The sequence below is a fragment of the Vibrio sp. 2-1-2a genome, from assembly GCF_032648565.1.
In the GTDB taxonomy this organism is placed as follows: Bacteria; Pseudomonadota; Gammaproteobacteria; order Enterobacterales; family Vibrionaceae; genus Vibrio; species Vibrio diabolicus.
The window spans coordinates 701,481-724,809 of record NZ_WBOH01000001.1; the positions used below are offsets into that span (position 1 = coordinate 701,481).

Below are 23,329 nucleotides of genomic sequence, written 5' to 3' on the forward strand. Positions count from 1 at the left end.
CAGTAGTTTTCACGTTTGCTTCGGTCTTTGCCGAGCTATAAGAGCCGACCAGAACTAGTCGGCAATTTTTGTATTCTTTACTCGAAATATTCTTGAAGCAGTGAAGCGGTCATATCGGGTGATCCGCAACACTGCGACATTCCTAAGAGCGAGTAAATTAAACCGAGCGATTAACCAGCATCGACTTAATATGGCCGATGGCTTTCGTCGGATTTAATCCCTTAGGACAAACACTTACACAATTCATGATGCCATGGCAACGAAAAACGCTAAATGCATCATCAAGATCAGACAAACGTTCATCTGTTGCCGTATCACGGCTATCAATTAGCCAGCGGTACGCCGCAAGAAGACCTGCTGGACCGATGAATTTGTCAGGGTTCCACCAGAATGATGGGCAAGACGTTGTACAACATGCACACATAATACATTCGTACAATCCATCTAAATGCGCACGATCATCAGGCGATTGTAGGTTCTCGCGTGATGGTGGTAATGCATCATCATCAATCAAGAATGGTTTAACTTTCGCATAGTTATCATAGAACTGCGTCATGTCAACGATAAGATCGCGCACGACAGGTAACCCTGGCAATGGACGAATAACTATCTTTTCGCCTTGTAGAGCAGATAACGGTGTGATACACGCTAGACCATTTTTACCATTCATGTTCAAACCATCAGAACCACATACCCCTTCACGGCATGAGCGACGGAACGCGATGCTTGGATCTTGCTCTTTTAGCAGAATCAATGCATCAAGCACCATCATGTCTGAGCCTTCGTCTACCTCAAGGGTATACTCTTTCATGTAAGGCTTGGTATCCACATCCGGATTGTAACGGTATAAAGAGAAGTTCAATTTCATAGTCGTATCCTCCCTTTAGTATGTACGTACTTTCGGCGGGAAAGCTTCACGATGCGTTGGCGTCATGTTCACATCACGCTTAGTCATCGCTTCTGTTTCCGGGTTGTAGATAGAGTGGCATAGCCAGTTCTCATCATCACGCTCAGGGAAATCGAAACGAGCATGTGCACCACGGCTTTCAGTACGGTAGTTCGCCGCTACGGCTGTAGAGAATGCTGTTTCCATCAAGTTGTCTAACTCTAGACACTCAATACGTTGCGTGTTGAATTCAGAAGACTTGTCCGCTAGATGCGCATCTTTCAGACGTTCGCGAATTACTTTCAACTCTTCTAGACCCGTTGCCATTGCATCGCCTTCACGGAATACCGAGAAGCTGTTTTGCATGCAAGCTTGTAGGTCTTTACGGATTTGAACTGGATCTTCACCGCCAGTACTATTTTCCCAACGCATGGTACGCGCTAAAGATGCTTCAATATCAGATTCAGTTGCAGGGCGTGCCTCAGCTTGCGCTGCGAGCGTTTCGCCAAGGTGCAAGCCAGTCGCGCGACCAAACACGACCAAGTCTAGTAATGAGTTGCCGCCTAGACGGTTTGCTCCGTGTACTGATACAGAAGCTATCTCACCACATGCATATAGACCTTGTACTTCCATCTCGCTGCCGTCAGCCTTTTGCTTGATTGCTTGGCCAGACACTTGAGTCGGTACACCACCCATCATGTAGTGACAGGTTGGAATTACTGGAATTGGCTCTTTCACTGGATCAACGTGCGCGAAAGTACGAGACAGCTCACAAATACCAGGCAGACGTGACTCAAGCACTTCTTTACCAAGGTGATCCAACTTCAGCTTAATGTGTGGACCCCAAGGACCATCACAACCACGGCCTTCACGAATTTCGATCATCATTGAACGTGCAACTACGTCACGACCAGCAAGGTCTTTCGCGTTAGGAGCATAGCGCTCCATGAAGCGTTCGCCATCTTTATTTAGAAGGTAACCACCTTCACCACGACAACCTTCTGTTACAAGAACACCTGCACCAGCGATACCCGTTGGGTGGAACTGCCACATTTCCATGTCTTGCATAGGTACACCCGCACGCAATGCCATACCTACACCGTCACCAGTGTTGATGTGTGCGTTAGTGGTCGACGCGTAAATACGACCTGCGCCACCTGTTGCTAGAATCGTTGCTTTTGATTTGAAGTAACAGATTTCGCCTGTTTCCATACAAATCGCAGTACAGCCCATTACGGCGCCGTCTTGGTTTTTCACCAAGTCTAGTGCATACCATTCCGAGAAAATGGTGGTTTTGTGTTTCACATTTTGTTGGTAAAGCGTATGAAGAAGCGCGTGACCTGTACGGTCCGCTGCTGCTGCTGTACGTGCAGCTTGCTCACCACCAAATTCTTTTGACTGACCACCGAATGGACGTTGGTAGATAGTACCATTATCAAAACGAGAGAATGGAAGACCCATTTTTTCTAGTTCGATAACGGACTCAGGGCCATTCTTACACATGTATTCAATCGCATTTTGGTCACCGATGTAATCGGAACCTTTAACGGTATCGTACATGTGCCATTGCCAATCGTCTTTGTGCGAGTTACCCAGAGCAACGGTAATACCGCCCTGTGCAGACACAGTATGAGAACGTGTTGGAAATACTTTTGACAACAAAGCACATGATAGGCCTTGTTCTGAAATTTGTAGTGCAGCGCGCATACCTGCACCACCAGCGCCGATTACTACGGCGTCAAACTCACGAACTGGAATAGACACTTACGCACCCCACAGAATAAATAGACCAGAGAAGACATAGCCGAATAGCACGGCAATAACACCAAGTTGCAGTGCGCCACGCAGTTTCGCGCACTTAATGTAATCCGTTAATACCTGCCACAAACCGACCCATGCGTGGATCAGGATCGAGACAAGTGCCAACATGGTGAATACTTTAGTGAAGGTACCACCAAAGAATTGGGTCCAAGATGCGTAAGAGATATCTGAAAATGCACAGAAGCTAATCAGATAAATCGTGTATAGCGTCATAATGATTGCAGTTGCACGAATCAGTAGGAAATCGTGTACACCATTACGACCAAATGAAGATACGTGTTTTACCATACCAAGATCCCCGCCAATAATGATAATACTGCTGTTGCACCAAACGCGACTTTAGCGCTCATCGTGCCAGAATCTAGCTCTTCAAAGTGACCTAGATCCATCAACAAGTGACGGATACCACCTGCAATGTGGTAGGCAAGTGCAGTAAGAATTCCCCACAGGATGAATTTTACGAAGAAGCTATCGACGATGTCAGCGGCTTCCATAAAACCCATTGGGGATGACAGAGAAATGGACAGTAACCACAGTAGTATACCCACCGCAACAAACGTAATTACCCCAGACACACGGTGTAGGATGGATGCGATTGCTGTGATAGGAAAGTGGATGGTCTGTAAATCTAAATTAACAGGTCTTGACTTTCTTTCTTTCACGGGCTTGCTCACTCAGCTCCATTGAGCATTTATTGTTATAACCAATTTCAGCTTCCAAACGTACAAAAGTTAACATCTATTTAACAAATATCGCGAGTAACCACCCAGATAATTGTAAACAACTTGTTAACAACCGGAGTCCAGCAACAAACCTCACTCTTTGTTTCTAGCCCCGAATTTATAAGGATTTAACTAAAATTTTCTTAGCCAATATACGGCGAGCAACATTCTAATACAATTGGTGTAACAAATTATGCTACATAGAACAGATTTTTAACGATTTTCATGAGAAAAATCATAACAAGTGCACACAAAGATGGAGAAAAATTGACTTTAAGCTTTAACAACAGTACAAAAATGGCACATAAACATCCTGGACGGATTAAATAATAAACAAAGGAGATTGTTATGGCGGATAAGAAAGCGACCCTTCATGTTGAAGGTCAAGCGCCAATCGAACTGCCGATTATGGACGGTACGCTAGGTACACCTGTAATTGACGTTCGTAAGCTGGGAGCCAATGGTTACTTTACTTTTGACCCAGGTTTTCTTGCCACTGCATCTTGTGAATCATCAATCACGTACATCGATGGCGGCAAAGGTATTCTTTTGCACCGCGGTTTCCCGATTGATCAATTAGCCAATAACGCAGATTACTTAGAAGTATGTTACATCCTTCTTTATGGTGAAGCCCCTACCCGAGAACAATACGAGCAATTCAAGACGACCGTAACGCGTCATACTATGGTCCACGAGCAAATCGCAAGCTTTTTCCATGGCTTCCGACGTGATGCTCACCCGATGGCAGTAATGTGTGGTGTAGTCGGTGCACTTGCAGCCTTCTACCACGACTCTCTTGACATCAACAACGACGAGCACCGTGAGATCGCGGCGTACCGTCTGCTATCGAAGATGCCGACACTGGCTGCAATGTGTTACAAATACTCTATCGGTCAGCCATTTATCTACCCACGTAACGATTTGAGCTACGCAGAAAACTTCCTACACATGATGTTCGCAAACCCTTGCGAAGAGTATGAAGTAAATCCTGTCGTTGCGCGTGCGATGGATAAAATCTTCACGCTACACGCGGATCACGAACAGAATGCGTCGACGTCAACTGTACGTCTAGCTGGCTCTTCTGGTGCTAACCCATTTGCATGTATTGCCGCTGGTATTGCATCACTTTGGGGACCAGCTCACGGTGGTGCAAACGAAGCGTGCTTGAGAATGCTAGAAGAGATTGGCAGCGTCGATAACATCCCTGAGTATGTAGACCGCGCGAAAGACAAAGATGACCCATTCCGCTTAATGGGCTTTGGTCACCGCGTTTATAAAAACTACGATCCACGTGCGACAGTAATGCGCGAAACGTGTCATGAAGTTCTCAAAGAGCTAAACATTCAAGACCCTCTACTAGATGTAGCAATGGAACTTGAGCGCATTGCGCTTTCTGATGAGTACTTCGTTTCTAAGAAGCTGTACCCGAACGTAGACTTCTACTCAGGTATCATTCTTAAAGCGATTGGTATTCCAGTTTCTATGTTTACGGTTATCTTCGCGATTTCTCGTACCATCGGCTGGATTGCTCACTGGAACGAAATGCACAGCGATCCACTGAACCGCATCGGTCGTCCTCGTCAGCTATACACTGGTGAGACACAGCGTGAGTTTTCTCCACTTCACGAACGTGAATGATCTTTTTAGTTAGAAGATAAACAAAAGGGTTGAGATTTTGTCTCAACCCTTTTTTCTTTTCAGCGTCTCACGTTATGAATAGCGAACACTAAACCGGATTATCAATATCGATAAACTCCACATGTAGGCCGTATTCATCCGCTAGCCATTTTCCTAAAGCCTGAACACCATAACGCTCAGTAGCATGATGACCTGCAGCAAAGTAATGAATGTCCATTTCTCGCGCAGTATAGGTTGTACGCTCAGAAATTTCGCCAGAGATAAACGCATCTAATCCGTGTTGTACAGCAAGCTCAATAAAATCCTGCCCTCCACCAGTGCACCAACCGACCGTCTCAATCATCTTATCGGTATTCTCTGGAGCAATATGCAGTGGTTGTCTATCAAGAACTTGATTGATCTTGCTCGCAAACTCAGCACCAGACATCGGTTTTTTCAAGCGTCCAAACATGGCTACTGATTGAGGATGTCCTTCAAGCCCACCTTCTACTTCGATTTCAAGTAAGCGAGCTAATTCGGCGTTGTTGCCTAGCTCTGGGTGAATATCCAGAGGAAGGTGATAACCATATAAGTTGATATCGTTTTTGATCAGACTACGAATTCGTTTACCTTTCATACCACGAATTGGCTCAGGTTCACCTTTCCAAAAATAACCGTGATGAACGAGTAATGCGTCTGCATTAAGCTCAATCGCTTTATCGATTAAGGCTTGAGAGGCAGTTACGCCAGTGATAATACGCTTTACGGCTGGCGTCCCTTCTACCTGTAACCCATTTGGTGCGTAATCTTTAATTAACTGCGGTGACAGTTTGTCATTAAGAATCTGTTCTAGCTTTAAGTTATTCATTATTACTTCCAATTTCTAGCGCATGTAAACCTAAATAACCTCTCGATGAAATCAGACCGAGAGTGTGCAACCTAGTTGATACAACAACGTTTTGACATCTGGCACCTTGATATCATTTAGGTACTTAAAGTGTATCTCGAACCCTAATATCGATGCTAGCCACCCTACCCTCAAAAGCAAATTTAGTTACAATAACAAAGCTTGTCGCCTCACCATACATATAGGGATACGGATGAACCAACTGCAACGCTTTTACCAATGGATCGCCACTTCACCTCCTCTTTTCAAGTTACGCCCTCCGTTTACAACCTTAGAGGATCTTTCGGTAACGCCTTTAAATAACGCTGAGCAATACAATGGTAATCCAAGATTGGGCTTTTTATATCAGCACTTATGCACTGCAGTTCTCTCTAGTTCAGAACGATATCAGGTTATCGCGGAAGAGGTTCAGTTAAACGACATCGAAGGTAAGACTATTGGTGCTATCGACTTGGTGTTGCGGAATACAGAATCAAATCAAATAGAGCACTGGGAAGTAGCGATTAAGTTTTATCTTCTTTATAACGGCGTTTGGTATGGTCCGAATGCTCACGACCAGCTGCATACAAAACTGAATAGAATGCTTACTCATCAGTTGAAAATGAGCGATCGCCCGGAATTTCAAAAAATAATTCCGTTAAACGACTCTCCACAAGAACGTCTATTGATGCAAGGACGACTCTATATTAATCCGTTTACTCCAGAGCCAACTCCTAGCGAGTGCTTGGGTTATGAACTAAATCCAAGTCAGATTAGTGGTTACTGGTGCTACCAGAGCCAATGGGAGTTAATCGGTAAGCCACTTTATCATTTACACAAACCATGCTGGGCGATTGGTACGGACGATTTCTCTCAACCCATTGAAAAGCCTTCAGACCGATTTGTACATGCACAAACGGAGGACGGTCAATTCTGGTTTGTGGTACCGGATTCCTGGCCCGGAAACAACTCAGTTCAGGAATCTTAAAACGCAAAAGGGTTGATGCTTGCACATCAACCCTTTGTTTTCTAAATCGACTATTGGATGGTTTACAGGCCGGCAGCTGCAAACACTTGATTAACGATCTCTTGTGCTTCTGCTTCGATTTGTTTTAGGTGCTCTTCACCTTTGAAGCTTTCACAGTAAATCTTGTAGATGTCCTCTGTGCCTGATGGACGAGCAGCAAACCAGCCGTTGGCAGTCGTTACTTTTAGACCACCGATTGCAGCACCATTACCAGGCGCATGCGTGAGACGAGCCGTAATTGGATCACCCGCTAGTGTTTCAGCCGCGACCATTTCTGGTGACAACTTCTTCAGTACGTCTTTTTGAGGGCCATTCGCTACAGCTTGAATACGGTTATATTTCGACTCACCGTGTTTCGCCGCTAGCTCTTCATAGTAGTCTTGTGGGTTCTTACCCGTTACCGCAGTGATCTCTGCCGCTAGAAGACATAACAAGATGCCGTCTTTGTCTGTTGACCAAGGCGTACCATCTTTACGAAGAAAAGATGCCCCGGCACTTTCTTCGCCACCGAAGCCGAATTTACCAGTGTACAGACCATCAACAAACCATTTAAAGCCTACTGGTACTTCACATAGCTCACGACCTAGATCCGCAACAACACGGTCAATCAGTGCACTTGATACTAGTGTTTTACCAACAGCGACATCTTTACCCCATGCGTCACGATGGCGGTATAGGTAGTCGATACAAACGGCTAAGAAGTGGTTCGGGTTCATCAAACCTTTTGGCGTAACGATACCGTGACGGTCGTAGTCAGGATCGTTACCAAATGCTAAATCGTATTCGTCTTTCAGTGCCAATAGACCCGCCATTGCGTAAGGAGAAGAACAGTCCATACGTACAACGCCGTCTTTATCGAGAGACATGAATTGGAAAGAAGGATCAATCGCTTCACTTACTAGCGTTAGATCTAGGTTGTATGCCTGACCAATTTGACGCCAGTAATCGATGCCGCTGCCACCCAATGGATCTACACCAATCTTCAGATTTGCTTTTTGGATTGCTTCCATATCGATAACGTTCACCAGATCATCGATATAGGGTTTAACCAAGTCCATCTCCACAAACAGATCCGATGCTTTTGCTTCTGCTAGTGGTAAGCGTTTAACACCTTGTAAACCTTCGGCAATCAGTGCGTTCGCACGATCTTCGATAGCTTGAGTCAACTCAGCTTCTGCTGGACCACCGTGAGTCGGATTGTATTTGATACCGCCGTCTTGTGGTGGGTTATGAGATGGTGTAATCACAATACCGTCTGCTTTTTCATCGTGCTTGATGTTGTAAGTCAGAATTGCGTGCGAGATACCTGGTGTTGGCGTGTAGCCGTTATCCTGCTGTACGATGACTTTTACGCCATTCGCAATCAAAACTTCAATCACGCTAGAAAATGCAGGTTCAGACAAAGCATGCGTGTCTTTACCGACAAACAAAGGACCTGTGGTCCCTTGCTGGGCACGAACTTCTGCAACCGCTTGAGCAATAGCCAAAATGTGGTTTTCGTTAAATGTATGCTTATCAGCGGTACCACGGTGACCTGATGTGCCGAATTGAACCTTGTGATCGGGGTTCTTAGCATCAGGTTGAAGCAAGAAGTAATTGGCAACAAGTGCCGGAATATTATGAAGATCTTCCTGCTGCGCTTTTTGCCCAGCACGAGGGTGCATAGCCATGTTTGACATCCTTTCTTTAAATACAAATAAAATTAAAAAAGCCTCATAATATCCGCTAACTGCGACACATTATGAGGCTTCTATCAGGTTTCTTAGATTGAACCTGTTACTTTTTCTATTAAGTCAGGTTGGTACCCCATGTGTGTCATCACTTGTTCAACCATCTGTCTTTTACGACTGGTATTGTTGTTCGTGATAACCCAAAACGGTGTGCCAGGAATGGCTTTTGGCTTGGTCGTGTTGCCATTTGCCAACAAGGTTTCTTCATTATCTGCAAAGTACACGCGTTTGCGTCCCTTTACATTCGTAGCCTGCGCGAAACCTTCTGGATTTAATTTATGTAAGGTCGATAGTACTAACATAAAGCGATCAATCGCTTTTTTTAGACCGGCAAACTCATCAGAAATAAGCAGCGAACGCATTTCTTTCACTACATCAACAGATTCCGTTTTACCCGCATCTTTACTTACTACAATCCCTTGTGGCTTCTCTACTACAGGCGCGGCTTCAGCTTCCTGCAACTGACCATCAAGGTTTAAAAGGCGTCGCAAAATATCCGAGGCGCTTTCACCGATATGCTTAGTTTGGCTAGCAATGTAACGGTATAGATCCTCATCAACCTCAATTGTTTTCATTCGCTTTTCACATTCTCAATGTTTAAACTCTGGGGGATTATAACGAGATCCTCTCGGATACTCCACGTTAAACCCATCACGAATAAGATAAAATGTCAGCATTACTCAACTATAAGCAGGAAGGCCAAGGCCAAACAGTTGTTTTGATTCACGGATTGTTTGGTAGTTTAGGTAATCTGGGTCTACTAGCCCGCGATCTTATTAAAGATCACACGGTGATCAGTATTGATCTGAGAAATCACGGCCTCTCTTTTCACTCAAACATTCATAATTACGCCGACATGGCAAAAGATGTGGCACAACTCCTACAACACTTAAATGTTGATCCATCTATTATTATTGGGCATTCAATGGGTGGAAAGGTCGCGATGACACTGGTGGACATTGCTCCAGAGCTCGTCAAACAGTTGGTTGTGCTCGACATGGCACCTGTCGCCTACACAGCAAACCGTCACGACAATGTGTTTAATGGTTTACACGCCGTAATTAACGAAAAGCCAGCAAGCCGTCAACAAGCGATGGATATCCTAGCTCAACATGTTGAGATCGACGGTGTAAGACAATTTCTCTCTAAGTCACTATACAAAAATGGCGATAAAATGGACTGGCGGTTTAACGTACCGAGCCTTTTTGAGAATTACGCACAAATTATCGGCTGGCAGGAAATTGCCCCAACAGACGTACCCACTCTGTTTGTTAAAGGTGGTGATTCCGATTACTTAATGCCAGAGCACCAACCTGCGGTGCAAAAACAGTTCAAACAAGCAAAAGCACATATTATCGCTAATACTGGCCACTGGCTTCACGCCGAAAAACCGGCTGAAGTAATGAGAGTCATTCGGAAATACATTTCGAGTTAACAAATTCGAAAAGCAACAATAGATTATTGAAATAACCCTTCTTGTAGTGCATTAACTTTACCGTTTAACAGTGGTATAGTGCGCCCAAGATTTTTCGGCATGAAGGGCTAAAATGCTTTACGACTATATGGATATGCTCGAGTCTATTGGGCTCGATCTTCTTTTTGCTGCTATCTTCTTTTTCATCGGGATGGCGATAAAAGATGTGCTAAAGCAAGGCAATGTACCTGTTTTTGGTCGTCGTATTGTGTGGTTAGTCCTTTTCCTAGGCTGTGCTGGCTTTATTGCAAAAGGTGTAATTCAGCTAACTTGGGAAGGCTCTGGGTTAGGTTAAACCCTTAGTACCATCGCCAATAACAAACAATGTAAAGGTATAGACTCTATGGCAAGTGTAGGTATCTTCTTCGGTAGCGACACAGGTAATACTGAAGCCGTTGCAAAGATGATTCAAAAGCAACTAGGTAAGCATCTAGTTCACGTTCAAGACATCGCGAAAAGCAGCAAAGAAGACATTGATAACTTCGATCTTCTTCTTCTAGGTATCCCAACTTGGTACTACGGCGAAGCACAATGTGATTGGGATGATTTCTTCCCTGAACTTGAGCAAATCGACTTCTCTACTAAGCTAGTGGCTATCTTTGGCTGTGGCGACCAAGAGGACTACGCAGAGTACTTCTGTGACGCGATGGGCACAGTACGTGATATCGTTGAGTCTAAAGGTGGCACAATTCTTGGCCATACTTCAACAGAAGGCTACGAATTTGAAGCGTCTAAAGCACTTGTTGAAGGCGACGACAGCCAATTCGTAGGTCTATGTATCGATGAAGACCGTCAACCGGAACTGACTGACGAACGTGTTGAGAACTGGGTTAAACAGATTTACGAAGAAATGTGTTTAGCTGAGCTTGAAGGCTAAATAAATCGAATTATACAAAGACCTCCGATTGGAGGTCTTTTTGTATATTGTCACAAAGCATCGGTGAGCACTTCCTCTTCGCGATACTGAGGTTTCTTTCTTACATAAAGCTTGCGTTGAACCTCTGAAACCACATTCCCCTGCTTATCTTTTACATGGGTAATAAATTCAGGAAAACACTTTTCTCCATTCCGTGTCATTTGATAAATGTTTTCTAGCATCCCTTCAGTAACTTCGAATTCTGCATATAAATCACTTTGCCCTGGCTTAATAAAGTTAATACTCGCCTCTTTATCCCACACGTAATACTCCTCGCGTAGAATCCCCATCAGCATCAACGAGTAAATGGGATCAGTTAAAGAGAAAATACTGCCACCATACTGAGTACGATTGGCGTTTTTATTCCACCAGCGAAGCTTCAAACGCACCTTCACGGTACGAAAGTCTTCAGAAATATGTAAGATTTTAATACCAGCGCCCCAAAAAGGTGGCCAAATATTGAGTGCGAATTTTACAATTCCTGGTTTGTATATCTTCGCAAGTCGCTTATTCATCGCAGTCCGTGCCCTCTCCAAGCTCAATGTTACATAATTGTAACTGGTCAGATCTGTAATATAATCGACCTGTTTCTAATTTACAAAAAGATTCTATTAACCCTTTGAAGTTCGTGGTTTAATGTTCTGAGCGCTTATCCTATAATGGTAGGAAGATTGAATTCTGTTAAATCGCTGCAGATGATCCAACGGGAAAGTATATGTCAGATAATAATCAGGCGCTGAAGGATGCGGGTTTAAAAGTAACCCTTCCAAGGCTAAAAATTCTAGAAGTACTTCAGCAGCCAGACTGCCAGCACATCAGTGCTGAAGATTTGTACAAAAAGTTGATTGATCTAGGTGAAGAGATTGGCCTAGCAACTGTTTACCGAGTTCTAAACCAGTTCGATGATGCTGGTATTGTAACTCGTCACCACTTTGAAGGTGGTAAGTCAGTCTTCGAATTATCGACTCAACATCACCACGACCATCTAGTGTGCCTAGACTGTGGTGAGGTAATTGAATTTTCTGACGATCTTATTGAAGAACGTCAAAAAGAGATTGCAGCTAAGTACAATGTCACGCTAACAAACCACAGCTTATACTTGTACGGCAAGTGCAGTGATGGTGGTTGTAAAGACAATCCAGATGCACACAAACCAAAAAAATAACGGTTTGTTGATTTAAAATAAACGTCAGCTCATGCTGGCGTTTTTTGTTTCTGAGGGCGATATCTTTCAATAGCTGAATTGCCGTACCAACTTTTGTAAAGCGTCGATTAGACTTACCAATTCAAACCTTAATAAACATCATTGTTTTGCTTCCAAACCGAACATTTATCAAACGTCCCTCGTTCTTAAGCAACTCCCTACACTACCTATAACCGCCGCATTACGATAATGAGAATAAAAAAATGCCAGCATTTGCTGGCATTTTTATCGATTTTTGCATTAATCGAGATTATTGGTTCTCAATTTTTGCCCAAGTATCACGTAGGCCAACCGTGCGGTTGAATACTAGTTTATCTGCTGAAGAATCTTTCGAGTCTGCGCAGAAGTAACCCATACGCTCAAACTGGTAGCCTTTTTCTGCTTCTGCTGACGCTAAGCTAGGCTCTACAAAACCATTGATCACAACTAATGATTCAGGGTTGATTGTAGAAGCAAAGTCTTCTGCTGCACCCGGGTTTGGAACCGTAAATAGACGATCGTACAGACGGATTTCCGCTGGTAATGCTTTATCAGCTGATACCCAATGAATCACACCTTTTACTTTACGGCCATCAGCCGGGTTCTTACCTAGTGTGTCTGCATCGTAAGAACAGAAGATAGTCGTGATGTTGCCTTCGGCATCTTTTTCAACGCGCTCTGCTTTGATCACGTAAGCACCACGTAAGCGAACTTCTTTACCTAGCACTAAACGCTTGTACTTTTTGTTCGCCTCTTCACGGAAGTCTTCACGCTCAATCCACAACTCTCGAGTGAATGGTACTTCACGCACACCCATCTCTGGTTTGTTTGGGTGATTAGCAACCGTCAAGTTTTCTACTGCACCTTCTTCAAAGTTTTCGATAACAACTTTAACAGGATCCAGCACAGCCATTGCACGCGGAGCGTTCTCGTTTAGGTCATCACGAATACAAGATTCTAGTGAGCTAAACTCGATCATATTTTCTTGCTTCGTTACACCAATACGCTTACAGAACTCACGGATAGATGCTGGCGTGAAGCCACGACGACGCAGACCTGAGACTGTTGGCATACGTGGGTCATCCCAACCGTTAACCAGTTTTTCAGTGACGAGTTGATTAAGCTTACGCTTAGACATCACTGTGTACTCAAGGTTTAAGCGACTGAACTCGTATTGATGCGGACGGCTTTCGATCGTGATGTTGTCCAGAACCCAGTCGTACAGACGACGGTTATCCATAAACTCAAGCGTACAGATAGAGTGTGTAATGCCTTCTAATGCATCAGAGATACAGTGCGTGAAGTCGTACATTGGGTAAATGCACCACTTATCACCAGTTTGGTGGTGCGTAGCAAAACGCACACGGTATAAAACTGGATCGCGCATAACCATGAATGAAGAACCCATGTCAATCTTGGCACGAAGACACGCTTTACCTTCTTCAAATTCACCAGCGCGCATTTTTTCAAATAACGCTAAGTTCTCTTCAACAGAACGGTCACGGTATGGGCTTGGTTTACCTGGCGCCTTTAGCGTGCCACGGTATTCACGAATCTGCTCTGGACTTAGCTCATCTACGTACGCTAAGCCTTTGTTAATCAATTCAATTGCATATTCGTAAAGCTTATCGAAGTAGTTTGATGAGTAACATACTTCACCACTCCACTCAAAGCCCAACCAGTTTACATCTTTCTTGATAGACTCAACGTATTCGATGTCTTCTTTTTCAGGGTTCGTATCGTCGAAACGTAGATTACATTGACCCTGGTAGTCCTGAGCAATACCGAAGTTCAAACAGATAGACTTAGCATGACCGATATGCAGGTAGCCATTTGGCTCCGGCGGGAATCGAGTATGCACGCTAGTGTGTTTACCATCCGCTAGGTCTTTATCAATGATCTGGCGAATAAAGTTTGATGGACGAGCATCAGCTTCACTCATCTATAGCACCTCAAAAATATTAGTATTGTCAGAGAAAACGGAACTCTGCATCCAAGTATGGTTTTGCAGAGTACATTGTTTCTAATGATCCACAATTCTAAGCAATTAGACAACAAGAACTCGCGCTAAAACGACAATATTTATCGAGTTAGTGCGAAAGCACAGCAGATTCAAAGTGCCAAAACAAAAAAAGACCTCCCAAGGGAGGTCTTTAGTCAGATATCAGTTCGATGTAATTAAGGCAATTTTACATTCGATAGGTCTTCATTAGCACCGATTGCTTTCATTTCGCCAGCAACGATTTCAGCTAGAGGGCCAAGGATAACTTGAAGGTTGTTTTCACCAAGTTTAACCACACCTTTCGCACCCAGTTTCTTCAGTACTTCCTCATCAGCGACTGAACGATCTTTTAGCGTCAAGCGTAGTCGAGTGATACATGCGTCGATTGAAGTTAGGTTGTCATGACCGCCAAGTGCTTTTAAGTATTGGCGAGCTAGGTCACCACTTTTCTTCTCACCAGCAGGCGCTGCTGCTTCGCTGTCGTCATCTTCACGACCAGGCGATTTCAAGTTGAATGCGCGGATTGCGAAGCTGAATGTGAAGAAGTATAGAGCACCAAAGCCAAGACCAACTGCACCAAGTAGTAGCGGTTTAGTTGCTAGACCGTAGTTCAACAAGTAGTCAATTAGACCAGCTGAGAATGTGAAGCCGTGTAGCGTACCAAGCATGTTAGCAACAACAAGCGACAGACCAGTGAACACTGCGTGAATCGCGTATAGTGCAGGCGCTAGGAATACGAACATGAACTCTAGAGGCTCTGTGATACCAGTTAGGAATGAACAGAATGCAACAGAGAACAATGCACCACCAACTTGGCTACGTTTCTCAGCAGGAGCCGCTAGGTACATTGCAAGCGCCGCACCAGGTAGGCCGAACATCATTACTGGGAAGAAACCGTTCATGAACACACCAGCGCTCTTATCGCCGCCGAAGAAACGGTGTAGGTCACCAGATTTAACTGTTTCAGTTACTTCCTTCACTGTTGCAGTGATTTCAGGAGTGACAGAGTTAGCGAATTCAAATGTATGAGTTTGACCAGCCACAAGCGTTTTCGCTAGCGCAGGATCCACACACAGTTGTTGTAGAGCAGGAAGCGCTTGACCCGCAGCATTTGCACCAGTTACTAGCACTTCTTGACAAGACCCCATACCAAACCAGAAGAATGAGTTAAGTACGTGGTGTAGACCTACAGGAATAAGGGCTCGGTTCAGTGTACCGTAGATAAACTGACCAATAGCGCCAGAAGTTGAGATGCCATGAGCAAGCGCATCTAGACCACCTTGAATTGTTGGCCATACAATGCCACCAACTGCACCAGCAACTAAAGCGAATAGACCTGCCATAATCGGCACTAAACGTTTACCAGAGAAGAAAGCAAGCCACTCAGGAAGACGTGTAGCATGGAAAGCGTTGTAAGAGTGGCCAGCAATAATACCTGCGATGATACCACCAAAGAACGACATGTTTACTGATGCATCAATTGTTGACGCTGTCGCTGTCAGTACAAAGTACGCAACTGCACCAGCAAGGCCAGCTGCACCTTGACCATCTTTAGATAGACCGATCGCAATACCAAGGCCAAATAACAATGGAAGGTTAGAAAAGATTGAGTTACCTGCTTGTGCCATAAATGCGATGTCAAAAACATCCGGCTGGCCCAAGCGCAGTAACAAGCCTGCGATTGGCAAAGTCGCAATAGGAAGCATAAGAGCTTTACCTAACTTCTGCGCGTATCCGAGAATATTCACCTTAAGTTCCCCCTATAGGATTAGATGTTATGTTGAATGACTTATTTCAGTCGTCCAATTTAGTCATCCTCAGTTTATGACATTAATTTTGCTCCGCAAATTAAAAGCTCACCGTTTGTGATCATAATCACCACAATTTGCCCTTTCGGAAGGTTTTTGCTAGCGAGATCATAAAACTTATTTTATTATACGAAAAAATGGCGTTTTAAAGATAATATTCTCGCACTTTATGCAAGGCAGAATCAGTGTTATTTTGGTATCTAGGCGGGTAAATCACTGTAACTTTGCTCTGAAAAAGAATCATAAAAAACCATACAATTATTACTTTTCAGTTAGTTACTATGACAATAACATCGATAAAACGCGACTTGCTGTATGTGACTCGTTATCTAATTCAGTGATACAAACTAAGTACCCATATGACTAAAGCAGTCTCCACTTAGGTAACGATATAGAAATTGAATTCTCATCTATAAGGACTAGCTGACTATGTACGCGCTCAGTAACTGTAAAATTTATACCGGTAGTGATGTTCTTACCGATCATGCGGTCATCATCGAAAACGACCTTATTCAATCTATTGTGCCGGTTGCAGAGCTACCTCAGGGCATCAAAGTGAAAGACCTCGCAGGCGCAAACCTAAGTCCGGGCTTTATCGACCTGCAACTGAATGGCTGTGGCGGTGTAATGCTAAACGATGCAATCACACCGGAAACCATGCAAATCATGCACGAAGCAAACCTCAAGTCCGGCTGTACTAGCTTCTTACCAACGCTCATTACTTCATCAGACGAAGATATGCGAACTGCAATTTCTGCCGCTCGTGAATATCATAACCAATATCAAAACCAATCACTTGGTCTACACCTAGAAGGCCCTTATCTTAACGTCGCGAAAAAAGGTATCCACAACGTCGATTTTATTCGCCCGTCAGATGAAAGCATGATTGATCTGATCTGCGCAAACGCCGATATCATCGCTAAAGTAACGCTTGCACCAGAGCAAAACGATCCAGAGCATATTGCACGATTAAAAGCAGCCGGCATAGTAGTTTCTATTGGTCATACAAATGCGACCTACGCCGAAGCGCGTAAAGGCTTTGAAGCAGGTATTACTTTTGCCACACACCTATTTAATGCGATGACACCAATGGTTGGTCGTGAACCTGGAGTTGTTGGTGCAATTTACGATACGCCTGACGTTTATGCTGGCATTATTGCTGATGGTTTCCACGTAGACTACGCAAACATCCGAATTGCTCATAAAATCAAAGGTGACAAGCTTGTTTTGGTGACGGATGCCACAGCTCCAGCAGGTGCTAACATTGATCACTTTATTTTTGTCGGTAAGAAAGTATATTACCGAGATGGTAAGTGTGTTGATGAAAACGGCACACTAGGCGGCTCAGCTTTGACAATGATAGAAGCAGTTCAGAATTCAGTTGAGCACGCGGGGATCGCTTTAGACGAAGCTCTACGAATGGCCACGTTATACCCAGCAACTGCAATTGGTGTTGAGGATCGCCTTGGCCGAGTTCGAAAAGGGATGGTTGCAAACCTAACCATTTTCGATCGTGACTTCAAAGTAAAAGCGACGGTTGTTAACGGACAATACGAGCAAAATTAAGCATGAATGGCGGACAGATTGGTAATGTAGATTTAGTAAAACAGCTTAACAGCGCTGCGGTATATAGGCTGATTGATCAGCAAGGTCCTATCTCCCGTATTCAAGTCGCAGATGTGAGCCAGCTCGCACCTGCTAGTGTTACCAAAATAACCCGCCAACTTTTAGAGCGCGGCCTTATTAAAGAGGTCGCCCAGCAAGCTTCAACTGGTGGTCGTCGTGCAATCTCTCTGACCACCGAAGTCAAACCCTTCCACTCTATTGCGGTTCGTTTAGGTCGAGATTACGTACAATTTTGTTTGTACGATTTAGGTGGCACCGCACTTGCGGAAGATCAGCACGAACTGCATTACACCAACCAAGCTGACTTGATCGCTGGGCTTATCGATTTACTTAAAGACTTCGTAAACCGTTGCGAAGACAAAATTGATCAGCTCATCGCAATTGGTATTACGCTACCGGGCCTTGTTAACCCAACAACAGGCGTAGTTGAGTACATGCCGAATACCGATATCGATAATCTGGCGCTGGGTGAAATTGTTGGAGAGAAGTTTAATACCGCATGCTTTGTTGGGAATGACGTACGTGGCATGGCGTTAGCGGAGCACTACTTTGGGGCAAGCCAAGACTGTCAGGACTCCATTTTAGTTAGCGTTCACCGCGGTACTGGCGCAGGTATTATCGTTAACGGCCAGGTTTTTCTTGGCTTTAACCGCAACGTCGGTGAAATTGGTCATATCCAAATCGATCCGCTTGGTGAACAGTGCCAATGTGGGAACTTTGGTTGCTTAGAAACCGTAGCAGCGAACCCAGCTATTATCCAACGAGTAAAACAACTGATTGCTCAAGGCTATGAGTCAAGCTTGACTGACCTTGAAAACATCACGATTGAAGCTGTGTGTCAGCATGCAATGGATGGTGACGAACTTGCAAAGCAGAGTTTAGTGCGAGTGGGTAACCAGTTAGGTAAAGCGATTGCAATTACCGTTAACTTGTTTAACCCTCAGAAAATTGTCATTGCGGGCGACATTACTGCCGCACAAGACATAGTCTTCCCTGCAATTCAACGTAATGTCGAAAATCAATCTCTCAAAACTTTCCATAACGACCTTCCTATCGTGGCTTCACACATTGATAAGCAGCCAACGATGGGCGCATTTGCGATGATTAAACGCGCAATGCTAAACGGAGTTTTGTTACAAAAGTTACTTGAAGACTAAGTTTATACAACTAATTGAGTTACAATCTCGGGCTGTGTTTTCACAGCCCGTTTTTGTATATCAGGAATACAGCTCAACAGTATGGAAATTATTCTAATTACAACAGCTTTTTTAGCTGGCTTTATTGCGCTTAAATGTAGCCTCCCTCCCCTCGTTGGTTTTCTACTGGCAGGATTTGGTTTGCATGCATTTGGCTATCAAAGCAATGACGTTATCGTCACTCTTGCAGATCTTGGTGTCACTCTTCTTCTATTCACGATCGGACTCAAGCTTGATGTCAAAACGCTACTGTCCAAAGAAATATGGGGAGGAGCGACCGCCCACAACATACTGTCTACCGCTTTTTTTGCACTAGCGCTATCAGGTTTAAAACTACTGGGCTTAACTTCGCTCGCCAGTATGGATAGCGGTCAAATCCTACTTTTAGCTTTTGCACTATCGTTCTCCAGTACCGTTTTTGCCGTAAAAGCATTGCAAGAAAAAGGGGAAATGAACGCCACCTACGGCACACTCGCGATCGGTATCTTGGTTATGCAAGATATTTTTGCCGTGGTATTCCTGACTGCTTCAACCGGAAAAGTCCCAGAATGGTATGCCATTGGTTTGTTCGCATTGCCTTTCCTTCGTCCACTATTCTATAAACTGTTAGATAAAGTTGGCCACGGCGAAATGCTGGTGCTGTTCGGTATTTTCTTCGCGCTTGTTGTTGGGGCAGGGCTATTCGAACTGGTCGGAATGAAACCAGATTTGGGCGCGCTGATTTTAGGCATGTTACTCGCAGGCCACCCTAAAGCTTCAGAGCTATCCAAATCGCTATTCAATATGAAGGAGCTGTTCTTAGTCTGCTTCTTTTTAAACATTGGCTTGTCCGCTTCATTGAGCGTCAATGGCGTCGTACTCGCCCTACTATTTATCTTACTGCTGCCAATAAAAGGGCTCTTGTACTTCGTCACGATTAATCACTTTAAGTTTCGAGTACGTACCTCTTTGCTCGCCTCTTTATCGCTGTTCAACTACAGTGAGTTTGGCCTTATAGTCGCAGGGTTGGCCTATAAAATGGGCTGGATGCCAAGCGATATGCTCGCTGCGATTGCGGTTGCGGTGTCCGTGTCCTTTATTATTTCTGCGCCACTTAACCGCCTTAGCCACAAAATTTATCAACACTCCGGCAAGTGGCTGCAAGAGACAGCCACAGAAAAGCTTAACCAGCGTGACCAACTCATTAACCCTGGGCATGCCCAGGTATTGATCTTAGGCATGGGGCGCATCGGGACTGGGGCCTATGATGAATTACGTGCGCGCTATGGCAAAATTTCACTAGGCATAGAAATTCGTGAAGATGCAGCACATCAGCACCGTTCAGAGGGAAGAAACGTGATCGCTGGCGATGCCACAGACCCAGATTTTTGGGAACGAATTTTAGATACAGGTCATGTCAAACTGGTGCTGCTTGCCATGCCTCATCATCAAGGTAACCAAACCGCACTTGAGCAGCTTAAACGCAGAAAATATAAAGGGCAAATAGCAGCTATCGCCGAGTACCCAGATCAGTTGGAAGGTTTGCTGGAAAGCGGAGTTGACGCCGCATTCAATATATACAGTGAAGCAGGTAGCGGTTTTGCTCGACATGTGTGTAAACAACTTGAACCTCAGTTCACACCAATAAAATAAGCAACCATACTAATATTTTTTAAAAGCCTTTCTATCAATAGAAAGGCTTTTTTGTATGGTTTTCATACCAAACCTTGATTCCATTCACCAAAACAGCTATTAAATTAAATAATATTTACACAACAAGGCTTTTTATCATTTTTATAATCACAAAACGTTGCTTTTTTTACTGGTAATGGCAAATTGAAGCCATACCGATTAGAAATTATTTAGTTTAGTAAGGATGTAGTATGTGTTCAGTATTTGGCATTTTAGACATTAAAAGCGATGCAGCCGCATTGCGCCCTATCGCATTAGAAATGTCGAAAAAACTTCGTCATCGTGGCCCTGACTGGTCTGGAATTTACTCTTCAGAGCGCGCTATTTTAGCGCATGAGCGCTTGGCGATTGTTGGTCTAAATAGTGGTGCACAACCGCTATACAGCCCTGATAAAAAGCTCATTCTTGCAGTCAATGGTGAAATCTACAACCATAAAGAAATTCGTGCTCGTTACGAAGGAAAATACGAGTTTCAAACCGATTCAGACTGTGAAGTCATTCTTGCACTGTACCAAGATATGGGTGCAGATCTCCTTGAAGAACTAAACGGTATTTTCGCTTTTGTTCTGTACGATGAAGAAAAAGACGAATACTTAGTCGGTCGCGACCACATTGGCATTATCCCTCTTTATCAAGGTCATGATGAGCATGGCAACTACTATGTTGCATCAGAGATGAAGGCACTTGTTCCAGTATGTAAAACAGTGAGCGAGTTCCCTCCTGGTAGCTACTACAGCTCAAAAGATGCCGAGCCAACGCGTTACTATGTTCGTGACTGGAACGAATACGCTGCCGTTCAAGGTAACACCACCAGCAAAGAAGAACTGACTGAAGCACTAGAAGCGGCTGTTAAACGCCAACTAATGACTGACGTGCCTTACGGTGTTTTACTATCAGGTGGTTTAGATTCATCCATCACCTCTGCTGTGGCTAAACGTTTTGCTGCAATGCGAATTGAAGACGATGAAAAGTCAGAAGCTTGGTGGCCACAACTGCACTCTTTTGCTGTGGGTCTAGAAGGCGCGCCTGACCTGAAAGCCGCTCGCGAAGTTGCCGACCAAATCGGTACCGTTCACCATGAAATGACTTATACAATTCAAGAAGGTCTCGACGCGATTCGCGACGTGATTTACCACATCGAAACGTACGATGTGACCACCATCCGCGCATCCACACCTATGTTCTTAATGGGTCGTAAGATCAAAGCGATGGGTATCAAGATGGTATTGTCTGGTGAGGGCGCTGACGAAATCTTTGGTGGTTACCTATATTTCCACAAAGCACCAAACGCGAAAGAGTTCCACGAAGAAACAGTACGTAAGCTGCTTGCTCTGAACATGTTTGACTGCGCGCGCGCAAACAAATCGCTAGCGGCATGGGGGGTTGAAGGCCGAGTACCGTTCCTTGATAAAGAGTTTATTGATGTTGCAATGCGCCTAAACCCAGCAGATAAGATGTGTGGCAACGGCAAAATGGAAAAACACATTCTACGCGAGTGTTTTGAGCATTACTTGCCAGAGTCGATCGCATGGCGTCAAAAAGAGCAGTTCTCTGATGGCGTAGGTTACAGCTGGATTGATACGTTGAAAGAAGTCGCAGAGCAAAAAGTGACGGATCAGCAGATGGAAACGGCTCAATACCGCTTCCCATACAACACGCCAACCACAAAAGAAGGTTACGTGTACCGAGAAATCTTTGAAGAGCTATTCCCACTACCTTCAGCGGCTGAGTGTGTGCCAGGTGGTCCTTCAGTAGCTTGTTCATCAGCGAAAGCGATTGAATGGGATGAGTCATTCCAAAACTGTGTAGACCCGTCAGGTCGTGCGGTGCAAACCGTCCATAACGACGCTTACTAAGCGACTAAGTAGGGTGTCATGCCCTACTCCTAATCGGTAACCATCGTTGTTTTGCTAAGCTCGCTAAACAGCGTCCCACTGCTGGTGATTACCAGCAAGATTAAAAAAGAGGTGCCAAAGCACCTCTTTTTTTGTTTGTACACATTAGCTATTTCAAGTCTAAATCGCTGTTATCAATACTGACAGGCACTCGTTTAGTGATCATCTGCACTAACATGATTGAGCGTTTCTCACCATCTTGCTCTTGGAAGATAGCATCTATACCTGCAAACTGACCGCTCTTAACTCGGATTTGATCACCTGGTTTTGGCATACACTCAGAAGCGGTATTTTCATTACAGCATTTTTCTAGCTGCATCAATTCAAAGACTAAGTCACCTTGGACTTCTTTCGGTTGAGCACCAAAACGCACAAAATCAACAACCCCTCGAGTGGAGCGGACTGAGGTGAAGTTAGGTCCCTGTTCATAATCAAAGTACGCAAACACATAACAAGGAAACAGCGGCTCTTCGACTTTTTGTCTTTTCCCGCGCAAAATCTTCTCAACTTCTACAGTTGGATAAAAGCACTCTACACCTTGGTTTTCAAGGTGCTGTTTCGCCCTAACCTGCTCCCCACGTTTACAATAAAGTAGATACCAACGTTTCATCTTTTTTACTAGCCAATTCTATTTTGTTTTTATCCTAGCATTAAGCCAAAGTTGAGTCATTGACATTCAGTTTATCTATAAAAGTATGATTATACATCGCTCGCATTAACGGTATTTTTTCAAGAACTTACGAGAAGAAGTCCATAGACAAAAATGGAAATTAAGTTTGTAACACAGCCAACACACCATCATATCATCTGCAAATACACTCAAAAACAGTCACTTAACAAACAACTTTAGTCGTAATGCAAAATTTTAT

The 23,329-nt window shown here is 44.2% G+C and carries 21 protein-coding genes; 10 read left to right on the top strand and 11 right to left on the bottom strand.

From position 1 onward, the window contains the following. Positions 1-157 precede the first annotated feature (157 nt). From F7Y48_RS03255 to sdhC, 4 genes are read right to left on the bottom strand one after another with little or no spacing between them, the layout of a single operon-like run. Complete coding sequence (locus tag F7Y48_RS03255; protein WP_316680999.1) at positions 158-868, bottom strand: succinate dehydrogenase iron-sulfur subunit; 711 nt, start codon at positions 866-868, stop codon at positions 158-160. A gap of 15 nt (positions 869-883) precedes the next feature. Continuing rightward, positions 884-2,650: a succinate dehydrogenase flavoprotein subunit gene (gene sdhA, locus F7Y48_RS03260; RefSeq protein WP_005393016.1), complete on the bottom strand. Its 1,767-nt coding sequence runs from the start codon at positions 2,648-2,650 to the stop codon at positions 884-886. Further along, positions 2,651-2,995, bottom strand: a complete 345-nt coding sequence (gene sdhD / locus F7Y48_RS03265) for a succinate dehydrogenase, hydrophobic membrane anchor protein (RefSeq protein ID WP_005382169.1) — start codon at positions 2,993-2,995, stop codon at positions 2,651-2,653. It abuts the gene before it with no gap. Then, entirely contained in the window at positions 2,989-3,381 is a 393-nt protein-coding gene (gene sdhC, locus F7Y48_RS03270) for a succinate dehydrogenase cytochrome b556 subunit (RefSeq protein ID WP_017634811.1), read from the bottom strand. The genes sdhD and sdhC overlap by 7 nt, the downstream gene beginning before the upstream one ends. Before the next feature lie 396 nt (positions 3,382-3,777). Between sdhC and F7Y48_RS03275 the strand changes: the two genes are divergently transcribed. Further along, positions 3,778-5,067 (top strand): citrate synthase, encoded by a 1,290-nt coding sequence (locus F7Y48_RS03275; protein WP_005382163.1) that lies wholly within the window; start codon positions 3,778-3,780, stop codon positions 5,065-5,067. Positions 5,068-5,155: 88 nt separating this feature from the next. Here the strand turns inward: F7Y48_RS03275 and F7Y48_RS03280 are convergent, their stop codons facing one another. Then, a complete protein-coding gene (locus F7Y48_RS03280; protein WP_006742708.1) occupies positions 5,156-5,914 on the bottom strand; it encodes a Nif3-like dinuclear metal center hexameric protein in 759 nt (252 codons plus the stop codon). Between the two features lie 232 nt (positions 5,915-6,146). On the opposite strand from F7Y48_RS03280, the gene F7Y48_RS03285 reads away from it, so the two are divergent. Continuing rightward, positions 6,147-6,920 (top strand): DUF1853 family protein, encoded by a 774-nt coding sequence (locus F7Y48_RS03285; protein WP_316681006.1) that lies wholly within the window; start codon positions 6,147-6,149, stop codon positions 6,918-6,920. Between the two features lie 62 nt (positions 6,921-6,982). Here the strand turns inward: F7Y48_RS03285 and pgm are convergent, their stop codons facing one another. Then, a complete protein-coding gene (pgm, locus tag F7Y48_RS03290) occupies positions 6,983-8,629 on the bottom strand; it encodes a phosphoglucomutase (alpha-D-glucose-1,6-bisphosphate-dependent) (RefSeq protein ID WP_012842047.1) in 1,647 nt (548 codons plus the stop codon). A gap of 92 nt (positions 8,630-8,721) precedes the next feature. Then, a complete protein-coding gene (gene seqA, locus F7Y48_RS03295) occupies positions 8,722-9,264 on the bottom strand; it encodes a replication initiation negative regulator SeqA (RefSeq protein ID WP_005393026.1) in 543 nt (180 codons plus the stop codon). A gap of 92 nt (positions 9,265-9,356) precedes the next feature. On the opposite strand from seqA, the gene F7Y48_RS03300 reads away from it, so the two are divergent. The 3 genes from F7Y48_RS03300 (at position 9,357) to fldA (ending at position 11,040) form a co-directional block, all read left to right on the top strand. Continuing rightward, positions 9,357-10,124, top strand: a complete 768-nt coding sequence (locus F7Y48_RS03300) for an alpha/beta fold hydrolase (RefSeq protein ID WP_316681009.1) — start codon at positions 9,357-9,359, stop codon at positions 10,122-10,124. Positions 10,125-10,236: 112 nt separating this feature from the next. Further along, the gene (locus F7Y48_RS03305; protein WP_005393038.1) at positions 10,237-10,458 is read left to right on the top strand and encodes a DUF2788 domain-containing protein; all 222 of its coding nucleotides are present in this window, start codon (positions 10,237-10,239) and stop codon (positions 10,456-10,458) included. Between the two features lie 48 nt (positions 10,459-10,506). Continuing rightward, positions 10,507-11,040, top strand: a complete 534-nt coding sequence (fldA, locus tag F7Y48_RS03310; protein ID WP_005393040.1) for a flavodoxin FldA — start codon at positions 10,507-10,509, stop codon at positions 11,038-11,040. A 50-nt stretch (positions 11,041-11,090) separates the two neighbouring features. Here the strand turns inward: fldA and F7Y48_RS03315 are convergent, their stop codons facing one another. Beyond that, positions 11,091-11,594 carry a DUF4442 domain-containing protein gene (locus tag F7Y48_RS03315; RefSeq protein ID WP_047009532.1) on the bottom strand — a complete coding sequence of 168 codons (504 nt, stop codon included), beginning with the start codon at positions 11,592-11,594 and terminating at the stop codon, positions 11,091-11,093. A 200-nt stretch (positions 11,595-11,794) separates the two neighbouring features. Here F7Y48_RS03315 and fcrX point away from each other — a divergent pair, with 200 nt between their 5' ends. Next, positions 11,795-12,244, top strand: coding sequence for a ferric iron uptake transcriptional regulator FcrX (gene fcrX / locus F7Y48_RS03320; RefSeq protein ID WP_005382141.1), 450 nt, complete (start codon positions 11,795-11,797; stop codon positions 12,242-12,244). Positions 12,245-12,533: 289 nt separating this feature from the next. Here fcrX and glnS read toward each other — a convergent pair whose 3' ends face one another. Then, positions 12,534-14,204, bottom strand: coding sequence for a glutamine--tRNA ligase (gene glnS, locus F7Y48_RS03325; RefSeq protein WP_005393044.1), 1,671 nt, complete (start codon positions 14,202-14,204; stop codon positions 12,534-12,536). A gap of 236 nt (positions 14,205-14,440) precedes the next feature. After that, positions 14,441-16,012 carry an N-acetylglucosamine-specific PTS transporter subunit IIBC gene (nagE, locus tag F7Y48_RS03330; RefSeq protein WP_006742711.1) on the bottom strand — a complete coding sequence of 524 codons (1,572 nt, stop codon included), beginning with the start codon at positions 16,010-16,012 and terminating at the stop codon, positions 14,441-14,443. A 489-nt stretch (positions 16,013-16,501) separates the two neighbouring features. Here nagE and nagA point away from each other — a divergent pair, with 489 nt between their 5' ends. The 4 genes from nagA (at position 16,502) to asnB (ending at position 22,421) form a co-directional block, all read left to right on the top strand. Further along, positions 16,502-17,638 (top strand): N-acetylglucosamine-6-phosphate deacetylase, encoded by a 1,137-nt coding sequence (gene nagA, locus F7Y48_RS03335; RefSeq protein WP_316681016.1) that lies wholly within the window; start codon positions 16,502-16,504, stop codon positions 17,636-17,638. Positions 17,639-17,640: 2 nt separating this feature from the next. Beyond that, complete coding sequence (locus F7Y48_RS03340; RefSeq protein ID WP_006742713.1) at positions 17,641-18,855, top strand: ROK family protein; 1,215 nt, start codon at positions 17,641-17,643, stop codon at positions 18,853-18,855. Positions 18,856-18,936: 81 nt separating this feature from the next. Next, positions 18,937-20,526, top strand: a complete 1,590-nt coding sequence (locus tag F7Y48_RS03345; protein ID WP_316681018.1) for a cation:proton antiporter family protein — start codon at positions 18,937-18,939, stop codon at positions 20,524-20,526. Between the two features lie 230 nt (positions 20,527-20,756). Next, complete coding sequence (gene asnB, locus F7Y48_RS03350; protein ID WP_005393054.1) at positions 20,757-22,421, top strand: asparagine synthase B; 1,665 nt, start codon at positions 20,757-20,759, stop codon at positions 22,419-22,421. Positions 22,422-22,569: 148 nt separating this feature from the next. On the opposite strand, the gene rfaH is transcribed toward asnB, so the two are convergent. After that, a complete protein-coding gene (gene rfaH / locus F7Y48_RS03355; RefSeq protein WP_005393056.1) occupies positions 22,570-23,070 on the bottom strand; it encodes a transcription/translation regulatory transformer protein RfaH in 501 nt (166 codons plus the stop codon). Between the last annotated feature and the right edge of the window lie 259 nt (positions 23,071-23,329).